This window comes from Mycolicibacterium arcueilense (genome assembly GCF_058536225.1).
This window is the reverse complement of the sequence record NZ_JBZTYL010000007.1, coordinates 1,640,446-1,653,318: the sequence shown is the minus strand read 5'-3', so window position 1 is coordinate 1,653,318 and position 12,873 is coordinate 1,640,446. Positions and strand designations below refer to the sequence as shown.

At 67.6% G+C, this 12,873-nt stretch carries 13 protein-coding genes; 5 read left to right on the top strand and 8 right to left on the bottom strand.

Annotated elements, in window-relative coordinates:
- Positions 1 to 23 precede the first annotated feature (23 nt).
- Genes AC4LGL_RS12355 through AC4LGL_RS12345 form a run of 3 tightly spaced genes read right to left on the bottom strand, consistent with a single transcriptional unit; the run spans position 24 to position 3,140 of the window.
- Positions 24 to 350 carry a hypothetical protein gene (locus tag AC4LGL_RS12355; protein ID WP_491838933.1) on the bottom strand — a complete coding sequence of 109 codons (327 nt, stop codon included), beginning with the start codon at positions 348 to 350 and terminating at the stop codon, positions 24 to 26.
- Positions 351 to 378: 28 nt separating this feature from the next.
- Positions 379 to 1,806 carry an acyl-CoA reductase gene (locus AC4LGL_RS12350; RefSeq protein ID WP_491838932.1) on the bottom strand — a complete coding sequence of 476 codons (1,428 nt, stop codon included), beginning with the start codon at positions 1,804 to 1,806 and terminating at the stop codon, positions 379 to 381.
- Positions 1,803 to 3,140, bottom strand: a complete 1,338-nt coding sequence (locus AC4LGL_RS12345) for a long-chain-fatty-acid--protein ligase (RefSeq protein ID WP_491838931.1) — start codon at positions 3,138 to 3,140, stop codon at positions 1,803 to 1,805. Before AC4LGL_RS12345 ends, AC4LGL_RS12350 begins: the two co-directional genes overlap by 4 nt.
- A 75-nt stretch (positions 3,141 to 3,215) precedes the next feature.
- On the opposite strand from AC4LGL_RS12345, the gene AC4LGL_RS12340 reads away from it, so the two are divergent.
- The 5 genes from AC4LGL_RS12340 to AC4LGL_RS12320 are packed head-to-tail and all read left to right on the top strand — an operon-like array spanning position 3,216 to position 7,429.
- Positions 3,216 to 3,848 carry a TetR/AcrR family transcriptional regulator gene (locus AC4LGL_RS12340; protein ID WP_491838930.1) on the top strand — a complete coding sequence of 211 codons (633 nt, stop codon included), beginning with the start codon at positions 3,216 to 3,218 and terminating at the stop codon, positions 3,846 to 3,848.
- Entirely contained in the window at positions 3,845 to 5,263 is a 1,419-nt protein-coding gene (locus tag AC4LGL_RS12335) for an aldehyde dehydrogenase family protein (protein WP_491838929.1), read from the top strand. The genes AC4LGL_RS12340 and AC4LGL_RS12335 overlap by 4 nt, the downstream gene beginning before the upstream one ends.
- 27 nt (positions 5,264 to 5,290) lie before the next feature.
- Entirely contained in the window at positions 5,291 to 5,686 is a 396-nt protein-coding gene (locus AC4LGL_RS12330) for a carboxymuconolactone decarboxylase family protein (protein WP_491838928.1), read from the top strand.
- Positions 5,679 to 6,569 (top strand): NAD(P)-dependent oxidoreductase, encoded by an 891-nt coding sequence (locus AC4LGL_RS12325; RefSeq protein ID WP_491838927.1) that lies wholly within the window; start codon positions 5,679 to 5,681, stop codon positions 6,567 to 6,569. The genes AC4LGL_RS12330 and AC4LGL_RS12325 overlap by 8 nt, the downstream gene beginning before the upstream one ends.
- Entirely contained in the window at positions 6,566 to 7,429 is an 864-nt protein-coding gene (locus tag AC4LGL_RS12320; protein WP_491838926.1) for an SDR family NAD(P)-dependent oxidoreductase, read from the top strand. Before AC4LGL_RS12325 ends, AC4LGL_RS12320 begins: the two co-directional genes overlap by 4 nt.
- Here the strand turns inward: AC4LGL_RS12320 and AC4LGL_RS12315 are convergent.
- The 5 genes from AC4LGL_RS12315 to AC4LGL_RS12295 form a co-directional block, all read right to left on the bottom strand.
- Entirely contained in the window at positions 7,419 to 9,308 is a 1,890-nt protein-coding gene (locus tag AC4LGL_RS12315) for a glycosyltransferase family 39 protein (protein ID WP_491838925.1), read from the bottom strand. The two genes, AC4LGL_RS12320 and AC4LGL_RS12315, sit on opposite strands and share 11 nt — an antisense overlap.
- Positions 9,309 to 9,368: 60 nt before the next feature.
- Complete coding sequence (gene pdxT, locus AC4LGL_RS12310; RefSeq protein WP_491838924.1) at positions 9,369 to 9,950, bottom strand: pyridoxal 5'-phosphate synthase glutaminase subunit PdxT; 582 nt, start codon at positions 9,948 to 9,950, stop codon at positions 9,369 to 9,371.
- Complete coding sequence (gene tesB, locus AC4LGL_RS12305; protein WP_064929812.1) at positions 9,947 to 10,795, bottom strand: acyl-CoA thioesterase II; 849 nt, start codon at positions 10,793 to 10,795, stop codon at positions 9,947 to 9,949. The genes pdxT and tesB overlap by 4 nt, the downstream gene beginning before the upstream one ends.
- A gap of 42 nt (positions 10,796 to 10,837) precedes the next feature.
- A complete protein-coding gene (pdxS, locus tag AC4LGL_RS12300; protein WP_055120035.1) occupies positions 10,838 to 11,749 on the bottom strand; it encodes a pyridoxal 5'-phosphate synthase lyase subunit PdxS in 912 nt (303 codons plus the stop codon).
- Between the two features lie 65 nt (positions 11,750 to 11,814).
- A complete protein-coding gene (locus tag AC4LGL_RS12295; RefSeq protein ID WP_491838923.1) occupies positions 11,815 to 12,873 on the bottom strand; it encodes an NUDIX hydrolase in 1,059 nt (352 codons plus the stop codon).

Here is a 12,873-nt window from a genome sequence, read left to right as displayed (position 1 = left end):
TCCCACCGCACTCGATACGACGCCTACAGTCCCTGCAGCAACGCGAACGTTCTCGCCGCCGCGGCAGTGCACAGCACCGGCCAGAACCAGATGTGCCAATGCCGCCAATGCCCGACCGCCATGCCGATCGGCGCGAGCACAACGGTCGCCCAGGTGAGCACAACCCAGACGAACAGGTTGCCGGCCTCATCGGCTTGATCGGGAAACGCCCCACTGAACCCCAACGGGAAGATCGCGGCGAACGTCAGCAACACGGCAGCCAGACCGTTCGCCGCCCAGACTGCCCAACTGATCACCGACTCGACCACACCTGGCCGCCGCCGGACTGACACTGGCGACGAGGCAGACATGGAGGCAGCGTACGCCGCTGAGGTGGCGCTACCCGGCACCAATTGGCAGCGCCGCGTTGGCGTCAGCGGTGAGAATGTCGTCGTCACCCATCCAGTGCACGAACCGGGCCAACGGGTACATCGCGTCGTGTGGCCCACCGACCACGTGACCATTGGCGGTGCCCACCCGGCACACCCGCTGACCACCCGCGCCGGCAAGCGCATCGCGCAGCTGGGCCTTGCGCTCATAGGGGTAGACACCGATGGTCTGGGTCGCGACGTTGACGTGGCGGATCGCGTCATCGAGCGAGGCCACCATGACCACGTTGGAGACCTTGTTCGACGGATGGAAGTCCACCGGCGTATCCGAAAGCAGCACCATTCCGCGCCCGTCGAAGCGGCCGAACACCTCGAGTTCGTCACCCATCGCGCCCATCACCTCGATCTCGTCGCGGATGTCGGTGGGCGGCAACGGCGCCACGGCCGACCCGAACAACCGGTCGGCGCCCAGTCGCGGCCAGAGCGCGGCGCAGAACCGCCTGGCCTCGGCCGGATCGGTGGTCTCCAGGAAGACGAATCGACTCGCCAGACACGCCTCCTGGTTGAACACGCAGGTGTCGGCGGCGACCCGCTCGGCCACCCCGGCCAGCACCTCATCGGAGGCGAACACCTCACGGCCGATCATCGAGATGGAGCTCTTGGGATCGAACGACACCAGCTGAATTCCCGGCCCCAGGTAGCGGATGACGTTGTTGATGGCCGGTCCACCGCCCCACGCCACGATCTTGTCGAAGTACTGCGGGCGGTAGATGGTGCGCTCGATCGCCTCGTCACCGCCGGCCCAGTACACCGCCGACATCGACTGCACCACAGGATGATCGGCGTCGATCTCGGCCATGGTCCGTAATACCGCAGCGGTGGTGAACGGGTCCGAGGACGGCATCTTGAACAGGTTGACCGCCTTGACCAGAGCGCCCTGGGCGATCGAGGCGATACAGCCCGCCGGGGCATTGCCGGCCAGCATGTGCACCATGCGGGGCGGGAAGGCCCGGATCGCGCCGGTGTTGCCGGCCGCATCCGTCCGGCTCACCCAGCCGTCGAGCACCGCCGGGTCGGCGAAGTTCGATTCGACCTGTGCCCACAGGCTGTCGCGGCGCAGCAACTCCGGAGCAGTGCGGTACAGGTTCTCCACCACCCGGCGCGGCAGCGGATTGGTCTCGGCCACCAGATCCAGGCAGCGCTGCAGGTACGGGTTGTCGTCGAGCGCCAGGCGCTCGCCGGTCTCGACGAGGAAGTCGACGATCTCGGCCAGCGGCACGTCCAGCAGTGGCGGCAGTTGCGTGCGGGGCGTGATCAGGGCATCCAGATCGATTGCCGGCGTGATGAAGTCGATGCCCAGGTCGCGGGAGGTGTGCCGGACCGCGTCACCCTCGACGAGCTCACCGCGAATCACGAACGGGGCGTTCAGCGGGCTCATGCCTCACCCCGCACGTAGGCGTCGATGGTGCCCGAGCAGGTGATCTTGTCGCCACCCAGATCGGCGTAGCGGGTGATGTCCGGCCCGACGGTCGGACCTTGATGCCCGCACTCGCAGGCTCCGAAGTCGGCGTCGATGCGGTCCCCGGAAATGACCCCGCCCCAGCGGCCGTCCAGTGACAGGTCGAAGAATGCGCCGCGCGCCTGCACCGGTCCGGATGCGATGTCGACGAGGTTCTCGCCCGGCTCGTCGAGTGGCAGCAGCAGCACCCATGGCGGCACGTGGTAGCGCCCGGCCCGGCATTTCGGGAATGGGGTGTTCAGTTCCTGCATCGTGTAGAAGTGGTACACCCGCTCGTCGGCGATGTTGAAGGTGTCGAAGATGAACTCCCGGTAGTCCGGTGGCAGCGCGGCGCCTTTGAGCCCGCCGGCCACCAGCAGCGCGGTGTCATCACGGAAGTCGTTGCCGGAGAATCCTTTTGCCCGGACCCCCTGAGCCACCTGGTACAGAGAGGCGAACATTCCGGTCAGCAAGAGTTGCCGTTCCCGACTGGTGATCAGCTCATCGACCGCACCGGCGGTGGCGGTATCCATCGCGCTCTGCCGGCCGGCACTGGTGGTTTCGAACGCGGCGATCTCCGAGGGGCCGGCCGTGCCGTCGGCAATGCGGCGGCGTAGGTCGATCATGCCCATGATGGAGCCGACCGAGATGGGGTCGACGGGCAGCTGATAGGTGTCGGCCTCGGTAGAGAACGCCTCGACGAGCGCGATCCGGGTGCGTTCGTTGCGCTCGACGTTGGTGCGCGGCCCCAGGCCGAACAGCTTGCGGGTGCCGTCGGCCGGTATGCCGGTGGCCCAGGTCAATCCGGTGACATTGGCCCGTGAGGCGACGTCGAGGTCGGACTCCGAGCAGGCGATCATGGCCGGCTTTCCGGTGGTGCCACTGGAGCAGGTCAGATAGCAGCCGACGGACTCCATCCGGGTCACGAAGTCGTCGAGACCGGCGACCCCGCCGACGTCGACTCCCGCCGGATCACACGTGGAGACGGTGCCCACCCATTTGGCCATTCGGTCCCATCGACCGTCGGTCAGCCAGTTCTGGGCGTAGCTCTTGTAGGCGCCGTGGGCGAACAGCAGCGGCACCAGATCCTGGATCTCGACCACCTTGGTGATGTCCGCAGACTGAGAGCGGTTGCGCAGCAACGGGATCTGATCGGCATGCACGGCAAACCGCTCGTTGACGGCGTCGATCTGCAGCTGCCGCACGTCGGCGGGTGCGATGTCGTAGCGATCCGGCGCGGTCTGCAGGGCGAGGAGTTGGTCGACTGCGGTCATGGCGACTCCTGACGGAATTGGGAGAACTCCCGATTAATAGCACCTAGTGCGTTTCATTACTGCTACTGTGACGCCGTGGACCGAATTCGTCAAGTGGGCCGCCCCACCCGGGAGCAGGCCGCGCAGCGCCACGTCGAGTTGCTCGACTGCGCGCTGGAAGTGTTTCTGGAGAATGGATTCGAGCGCGCCACCATCGACGGCATCGCGACCGCCGCCGGCATGGCCAAGCGCACCATCTACGGCCTCTACCCCGACAAGGCCGCTCTGTTCGAGGCCTCGGTGCAACGTGCGGTGGACCGGTGGCTGGTCCCGATCGAGACGCTACGCGCCGCGGAGACCGATGACCTGGAGGAAACCCTGCTCGCCATCGGCCGGATCCGGCTGGCGGGCATCACCAGCCCGGCCGGCGTCGCGTTGCAGCGCATCCTCAACGCGGAAGGCAATCGCTTCCCGCGCCTGTTCCGGCTCGTATATGACCAGGGCACCGTGCCGGCGCTGACCTTCATCGCCGAGGTCCTCGCCCGCCACGCCGAGGCCGGAATCATCGAGATCGACGACCCTGCCGTGGTGGGAGGTGCGTTCCTGAGCATGGTCGTCGGCGGACCCGCCACCGGCGCCCTCTGGGGCGTGACCTGGGATCCTGACGACCTGGAGAAACGCATGCGGATCTTGGTACGGCTGTTCCTCGACGGGGTACGACCGCGATGACCCAATCATTCATCGACGGCGCATCGGTGCCCTCGGCGCAGCAGTACGACAACATCGATCCCGCGACGGGCCGATCGATCGGGACGGTGGCACGCGGCGGCGCCGACGAGATCGACCGGGCGGTCACCGCGGCGCACCGGGTGTTCGGCGCGTGGCGCAAGACCGCGCCCGCACAGCGCTCCGACGCACTCGGTGCGATCGCCGACGTCATCGACGGCCACCGGGAGCGGCTGGCGCTGCTGGAATGTGAGGACACCGGCAAACCGCTGAGCCAGGCCCGCACGGACATCGCCGTGGCCGCACGGTATTTCCGTTTCTACGCCCATGCGATCGACAGCTACTACGGCCAGACCATCCCACTGACCGAGGATCTGCACGTCTACACCCGGCGCGAGCCGTTGGGGGTCACGGGCCACATCATCGCCTGGAACTACCCGATGCAGCTGCTGGCCCGTGCGGTGGCACCGGCGATCGCCGCGGGTAACACCGTGGTGCTCAAACCCGCCGATGAAACACCCCGCACCGCAGTCGAGTTCGCCCGCCTCGCCGTCGAGGTGGGACTGCCTGCCGGGATCGTCAACGTGGTCACCGGGATCGGCGCCGAGGCCGGCGCCGCACTGGCCGCACACCCCGGGGTGGATGCCATCGGATTCGTCGGGTCAACCCGCGTCGGCTCCGAGATCGCCCGCGCCGCCGCAGACCGGGTGGTTCCGGTGGTGCTGGAACTCGGCGGGAAATCCCCACAGATCGTCTTCGCCGATGCAGACCTGCCCCGCGCGGCCGACTTCATCACGAGGGCGATCCTGCAGAACGCCGGCCAGACGTGTTCGGCGGGATCGCGATTGCTCGTCGAGACGACCGTGCACGACGAGCTCCTTGAGCTGGTGCTCGACCGGTTCCGGCAGGTCAGCATCGGACCCGGGATCGCCGATCGCGATCTGGGTCCGCTGATCTCCCGAAAGCAGCAGCAGCGGGTGACCGATCTGGTGTCGGACAACGCCACCGGTGAGATCTTGTGCGGCGGCGCACCCCCGCAGGACCAGGAACTCGGCGACGGCGCCTACTTTGCCCCCACCGTGATCGACGGCGTCGATCCCGCCTCGCCGATCGCCCAGCAGGAGATCTTCGGCCCGGTACTGACCGTCAACAGCTTTCACGACGAACAGGAGGCGGTCGCGCTGGCCAACGGAACCGAGTACGGGTTGCTGGCTGCGTTGTGGACGCGGGACGTGTCCCGGGCCCACCGACTTGCCGCCGATGTGGTCGCCGGGCAGGTGTACGTCAACACCTACGGCGCCGGCGGCGGCGTCGAGCTCCCGTTCGGCGGCTTCAAGAAGTCCGGATACGGCCGCGAAAAAGGTTATGAGGCACTCGATGCCGTGACAGCCACCAAGACCGTCGTGGTGGCCCTGTGATCTGCCCGAGCTACTGAAAGGCACGCCATGGATCAAGACACGTATGACAAGGGACTGGCGATCCGCACCGCCGTCCTCGGCGAGGAGTACGTCCGCAAGGCGGCCGGGAACGTCGACGCCTTCTCCAAACCGCTGCAGGACCTGGTCACCGAATACTGTTGGGGCGCAGTGTGGGGCCGCGAAGGCCTGGAACTGAAGACCCGCAGCATGCTGAACCTCGCGATGATCGCGGTGCTGAACCGGCCCAACGAGTTGAGCACCCACATCCGGGGTGCGCTCACCAACGGTGTCACCCGCGAGGAGATCTGCGAGATCTTCCTGCAGGTCGGCATCTACGCGGGCATCCCGGCCGCGGTCGACAGCAACCGGGCGGCCCGCGCCGTGTTCGCCGAACTCGACGAGAGCCCGGCAGCCGATGAGTGAGCCGATCGGGTTCATCGGTCTGGGCAACATGGGGTGGCCCATGATGGAACGGCTGCTGGCGGCGGGATTTCCGGTGGTGGCCTTCGACGTGCGCGACGATGTCCTGGCCAGGGCTACCACACTGGGCGCTTCGCGGGCTGACTCGGTGCGCGACGTGGCCGACCGCACCGAGTCGGTACTCGCCAGCCTGCCGACCCCGCAGGTCTCCGAATCCGTGGTGGCCGATGTCGCGGCCGGGGCCCGGGTCCGGCACTTCGTCGACCTGTCCACGGTGGGCGGCGGGGCAGCACAACGCAATCACGCAGTACTCGCCGCACAGGGGATCGCCGCCCTGGACAGCCCGGTCAGCGGCGGGATGCACGGTGCGCAGGCCGGCACCCTGGCGGTGATGGTGTCCGGCGCGCGGGTCGAATTCGATGCGCTGTCCCCGGTTTTCGACGTGCTCGGTCGGGCGATCTTCGTCTCCGAACAGCCCGGCGCCGCGCAGACCATGAAGCTGATCAACAACCTGATGGCCGCCACCACCCTGGCCGCGACCGCCGAGGTGATGGTGATGGGCGTCAAGGCCGGGCTGAGTGCCGACGTGATGATCGACGTGCTGAACGCCGGATCGGGCGGGACACACGCCAGCCGCGACAAGTTCCCGCGTGCGGTACTCCCCCGCACCTTCGACTACGGGTTCGCCACCGGATTGATGGCCAAGGACGTGGGGCTGTACCTGGCTGAGGCCACGTCTCTGGGCCTGCCGGTCCAGATGGCCGAGACCGTGCAACGGATCTGGGAGCAGACGCTGCGAACCGAAGGCGCCGAATCCGACTTCACCTCCGTCATCAAACCGATGGAGCAGGCGGCGGGTGTCATCGTCGAGGGCGGCAACCGATGAGTATGCGTGGCAAGACCTGCGTGATCACCGGAGCCACGTCGGGGCTGGGCCGCGAGTCGGCCCGCGCCCTGGCGTCGGCCGGGGCTCATGTGGTGCTGGCGGCGCGCAATGCCGACGCGCTGGAGCAGACCCGCGACTCGATTCGGGCGGATCAGCCGGGGGCGCAGGTGTCGACCGTGGTCGTCGATCTCGCCTCACTGGCCAGTGTGCGCGAGGCCGCATCCCGGATCGCTGAACTCGCCCCGGTAATCGACGTGCTGATGAACAACGCCGGGGTGATGTTCACCCCGTTCGGCCGCACCCTCGATGGGTTCGAAACACAGTTCGGGACAAACCATCTGGGTCACTTCGCGCTGACAAACCTACTGCAGCCTCAGTTCGCCGCAGGCACCCGTATCGTCAATCTCTCCTCCGAGGGCCATCGTCTCGGCGACGTCGATCTGGACGATCCCAACTGGCGCCGCCGCGAATACGACAAGTTCGCCGCCTACGGCGCAGCCAAGACCGCCAACATCCTGCATGCCGTCGCACTCGACGACCGGCTTCGCGATCGGGGCATCCGCGCGTTCGCCGTGCATCCGGGAATGGTGGCCACCAACCTGGCCCGGCACATGTCTCGTGACGATGTGATCGCGGTCAGCGGCCGGGCTCGCTCGCACGCCATCGAGGTGTCCACGCCCGAGCAGGGTGCGGCCACCCAGGTGTGGGCATCCGTCAGCACCGACCTCGACGGCCGTGGCGGGCTGTACCTGGCGGACTGCGCCGTGCGCTCCGATGCCGAGCCCTATGCGACCGATCCCGATCGCGCCGAGAAGCTGTGGGAGGTTTCGGAATCGCTGTGCGCGGTGGCTACTTCTTGAGCGGAGCGCGCAGGTCGTACACCGTGTCCGACCCCACCTTGGTCGACGTGAAGTTCGCCTTCACCCAGTCGGAGATGTCGGTGTGGGAATTGTTGCCGAAGAACCCGCCGCCGTGGTCCTTGTTCTTGGGTTCCGGGAGGATGTAGTAGGTGATCTGCCGGTCGGCGACATAGGTCTGGAACTGCGCCAGCGTCGGCACCGGATCGCTTCCGGTGAAGCCACCGATCGCCATGACCGCTGTGCCCGTGGACAATTCGAGTCCGGATGCGGCCCCGGACCGGTTGATGGCCGCCGACCATTTGGTGGTGGTGGCCCGCAGCATCGCGTTGACCTCGGGATTGTCGGAATGCCAGCTGTGCCCGTGGCCGTCGTCGGGATCGGCCGGCCCGACACTCGGACCTCCTCCGGTGTGGGGCTGCCCCAGGGTGGCCACCGTGTAGGCGGTAGATCCGGCCAACCCTCCGATGATCGCCACCGCCAGGGCTGCCACCGCCGTTGCACGGGTACCCGTCCGCAGCGCCCAGAGCAGGGCCACGGTGGCCGCCACCGTCACCGCCAGGATCGACCAACGCAGCGGTGGCAGCCACGACGCATTGCGGGCCAGGATCCAGAAGCTCCACACCCCGGTGCCCAGAAGGATGGTGGCCAAACCGATCTGACCCAGCCGACCGTCGCGCCGGCGCCACATCTCGTGGATGCCGATCGCGAACATCGCCGCCACGGCCGGAGCCAGAGACAGGCAGTAGTAGGGGTGCACGTTGGTCTTCATGAAGCTCAGCACCAGACCGTCGATCAGCAGCCAGGTGCCGAACAGGATGGCCCCGGCCCGCACGATGTCGGTGCGTGGCGCCCGCCCGCGCGACACCAGCACCAGCACCATCGCGAGCAGGGCCGCGGGCACCAGCCAGCCGATCTCGAATCCGAATTCGCCGGTGAACAAGCGCGGCAGGCCCTGGGTCTGGTTGCCGAATCCGCCGAAACCGTGCTGTTGCCCGGCGGAGGCAACCGGATCGACGTCGACGTGCGTGCCGTAGTGGTTGTGACCGAGGACCCGGCCGAATCCGTTGTAGCCCAACACCAGATTCATGAAGTTGTTGTCGGTGGACCCTGCGAGGTAGGGCCTCGACGAGGCCGGCCACACGAGGGTGAGCAGCACGAACCAGCCCGACGACGCCAGGAACGCGGCCAGCGAGCCCAGCAGGTGCAACAGCCGGCGGCGGACCGTGACGGGTGCTGCCACCAGATAGACCAGTCCGATGGCAGGCATCACCATCAGCCCTTCGAGCATCTTGGCGAGGAACGCGAACCCGAGCGCGACACCGGCGAGCGCCATCCAGCGGGCGCCGTTCTGCTCCAGGGCCCGGACCGCACAGTAGGCGGCAGCCGTCATCAACAGGACCATCACAGCGTCGGGATTGTTGAACCGGAACATCAAGGCCGTCACCGGCATGAGCGCCAGTGCGGCGCCGGCCAGCAGCGCGGCACAGGGTCCACTGATCCGCCGCACCGCCCCGTAGAGCAGCGCGACCGAGCCGACGGCCATCAACGCTTCCGGAATCAGCATGCTGGCGCTACTGAACCCGAACAGCTGACCCGACAGCGCCATCACCCACTGCGACACCGGCGGCTTGTCCACGGTGATGAAGTTGCTCGGATCCAGCGACCCGAACAGCAACGCCTCCCAGTTGGTCGAACCGGCCTGAACCGCGGCGGCGTAGAACTCATTGCCCATCCCGTTGACGGTGATGTTCCACAGATATGCCGCGGCCGTGGCGATCAGCAGCGCCGCCAAGCCCAGGCGCTCACGATCGAATCGCGGAGCAGCCGGCGGGGTTTCCTGGGCGGGCTCGGCGCAGGCCTCGTCAAGCGTCGTCGTCACACGTCCATTAAGTCGGTGCCGGCTATGACTGAGCTATGCGGCCGCCGTGGGTTTGCTGGATCAGAGCGAATCGACGAACAGCTTGTGGATGCGACGGTCCCCGGTCATCTCGGGGTGGAACGACGTCGCCAGCATCGAGCCCTGGCGCACCGCGACGATGTGGTCCGCGGCGCGGGCCAATACCGTGACGTCGGGCCCGACCCGCTCGACCCACGGTGCCCGGATGAACACCGCGTGGACCGGGGTGTCGAGGCCTTCGAAGTCGATGTCGCCCTCGAACGAATCGACCTGACGGCCGAAAGCGTTGCGCCGCACCGTCATATCGATGCCGGCGAGCGGAACGGCCTCCCGCCCGGGCGTGCCGGCGTCGTTGATCTCACTGGCCAGCAGGATCATCCCGGCGCAGGAGCCGTAACAGGGCAATCCGGCGGCGATCCGCGCCCGCAGTGGCTCGAGCAGCTCGAACTCGCGCAACAGATGACTCATGGCGGTGGACTCCCCACCGGGGATCACCAGGGCGTCGACCGCGTCGAGTTCGGAAAGTCGCCGCACGGTGCCTGCTTGGGCACCCGCCTCACGCAGCGCAGCGAGATGCTCGCGGGTGTCCCCCTGCAGCGCGAGCACCCCGACCCGGGGGCTCACGAGCCCTCGGGGGGCGCGAAGTTGCGCTGGTAGCGGGTCAGGCCCTCCTGCATCACCGCGGCCACCATCTCGCCGTAGCGGTTGAAGATCTTGCCCTGGGTCAGCGAACGCCCGCCGCACGCCGAGGGTGACGACTGGTCGTAGAGCAGCCATTCGTCCGCGCGGAACGGCCGCATGAACCACATGGCGTGGTCGAGTGAGGCCACGTTCAGATGCTTGCGCACATCGAGGTGGTTGACCTGGGCCGAACCCAGCAGGGTCAGATCGCTCATATAGGCCAGCGCGCAGATGTGCAGCACGTGATCGTCGGGCAGCGGGTCGCGGTGGCGGAACCACACCTGCTGTTGCGACGCCTTGCCGGGCAGCCGGGCCACCTTGTCCCGGGGCACGATCCGGACGTCCCATTCGGCGAACTGCGCGAATCCGGCGTCGTCGAACGCTCCCCCGGACCGGAACCCGGGCAGGTCGTCGGGTCCGGGCGCCTCGGGCATCGCATCCTGATGTTCGATGCCGGTCTGGTCGGTCTGGAAGGACGCCGACATCGTGAAGATCGTCTCGCCGTGCTGGATCGCGCTGACCCGCCGGGTGCAGAACGATCCGCCGTCGCGGATGCGCTCGACGATGTACACCGACGGTGCCCGGGCATCGCCCGGTCGCAGGAAGTAGCCGTGCAGGGAATGCACCTGGAACGTCGGATCCACCGTGCGGACCGCGGACACGAGCGACTGGCCGGCCACGTGACCGCCGAAGGTGCGCTGCAGGAAGCCCGACTCCGGGCTGAACACCCCGCCGCGATAGATGTTGACCTCGAGCTGTTCCAGATCGAGGATCTCTTCAATCGCCATCCGCTACGGCCGTCTGCTCTTCGCGCAAGCGCTCATCGCCGTTTACCAGCCGCGCTCAGCGAGCCGGTGCGGCTGGGCGATCTCCTCGACGTTGATACCGACCATGGCCTCGCCCAGTCCGCGCGACACCTTGGCCAACACATCCGGATCGTCGTAGAACGTGGTGGCCTTCACGATCGCCGCGGCACGCTGCGCGGGGTTGCCCGACTTGAAGATGCCCGAACCCACGAACACACCCTCGGCCCCGAGCTGCATCATCATCGCCGCATCGGCCGGAGTGGCGATCCCACCGGCAGTGAACATCGTGACCGGCAGCTTGCCGGCCCGCGCCACCTCGGCCACCAGCTCGTACGGAGCCTGCAGCTCCTTGGCCGCCACGTACAGCTCGTCCTCGCTCATCGAGGTCAACCGACGGATCTCGCCGCCGATCTTGCGCATGTGGGTGGTGGCATTGGAGACATCCCCGGTGCCGGCTTCACCTTTGGAGCGGATCATCGCCGCACCCTCGGTGATGCGACGCAGCGCCTCGCCCAGGTTGGTCGCCCCGCACACGAACGGCACGGTGAAGCGCCACTTGTCGATGTGGTTGGCGTAATCGGCCGGGGTCAGCACCTCGGACTCGTCGATGTAATCCACACCCAGGCTCTGCAGGATCTGCGCTTCGACGAAGTGCCCGATGCGCGCCTTGGCCATCACCGGGATGGTGACCGCTTCGATGATCCCCTCGATCATGTCGGGGTCGCTCATCCGCGACACCCCGCCCTGGGCGCGGATGTCGGCCGGCACCCGCTCCAACGCCATGACGGCGACGGCTCCCGCGCCCTCGGCGATCTTGGCCTGTTCAGGGGTGACGACGTCCATGATGACGCCGCCCTTGAGCATCTCAGCCATCCCGCGCTTCACCCTCGCGGTACCGGTCTGGTTGCTCGAACCGTTCTGCGCTGCGATATCCATCGCAATCACCTCCACATTCCCACTGATTCAGTCTATTAAAGCCGCCAAATCCATTAAATCCGCAATCACCGGATGGCTTGCAGCTCCCGATGCGCGGTTCCACGCGTATTCGCCAGCGGCGCTGTCGGCTGTTCGGCCAGTTCATTGGCCTGAGCCAGCAGCTCACCCAGTTGAAGCGGATACACGGCCTCCCCGCCGGCAACCAACTCGGCGATCATTGTCTCATCGCACCAGCGGTGCCCGTGAATGTAGTGCCGCTCCAGCGTCGTGCGCCCCGTCGCCGAAGGCTCGAACCGGGTGGTCCGGTGGATGAAGAAGAACTCCTCGCTGCGGATCACCGAGGCGTTGAAGTCGATGACGGCGTCGCGCCGCCACACCGGCCCGACAAGCTCGGCCGGCGTCGCCTGCAGTCCGGTCTCCTCGGCGAGCTCACGGACCGCCGCGTCGGCCAGATCCTCGTCGGGGCGGACGGCACCGCCGACGGTGAACCACCACCGCGGCGCGGGTTTGTCCGGGGTGTCGATCGCGGGGTCGCTGCCGCGCAGCAGCAGGACCGCGCCGGTCTCGTCGAGCAGCACCACCCGCGCGGAGGTCCGACGACTCACCGGGTTCACCTCGGCCTGGGAGTCCGGGCGTTCGACGATCTCGAAATAGGTTGGCAATGGGGCGGTTCCGCCGAGCCGGAGCGCCCGCACCATCGGGCGCTCCCGCAACGCCAGGGTGTCGCGGACGGCGTCGTTGTGGAACCGCCGGGCCAGGAGCACCCGAGCTTCGGCGTCGGCCACTTCGGCGACGAGCGCCACCGGCAGCTCGGCAGGGTCGACCGCGGTCAGTGCGGCCGAGAGCTCGTTCTCGGCGGCCTCACGCGCCGGGCGCGGGGCGCGTTCGGCGGCGTCCGCCAGCTTCGCGAGCCGTCTGCCCTCGGGGGCCCCGGCGTAGGCATCGACCGCGACGGCGCGGGCCACGACGGCGCGCCGGGCCAGCGCGCCATCCAGCGCCTGCCACGACAGGTCGTAGCGCACGTGGAGCCGGTCGAGGCGGTTGGCGGTCTGATACGCCCATCCCCCGACGAGCAGCAGGACTACCAGCAGCGCCAGGGCCGCGATCACAATCCAGGTCGACAT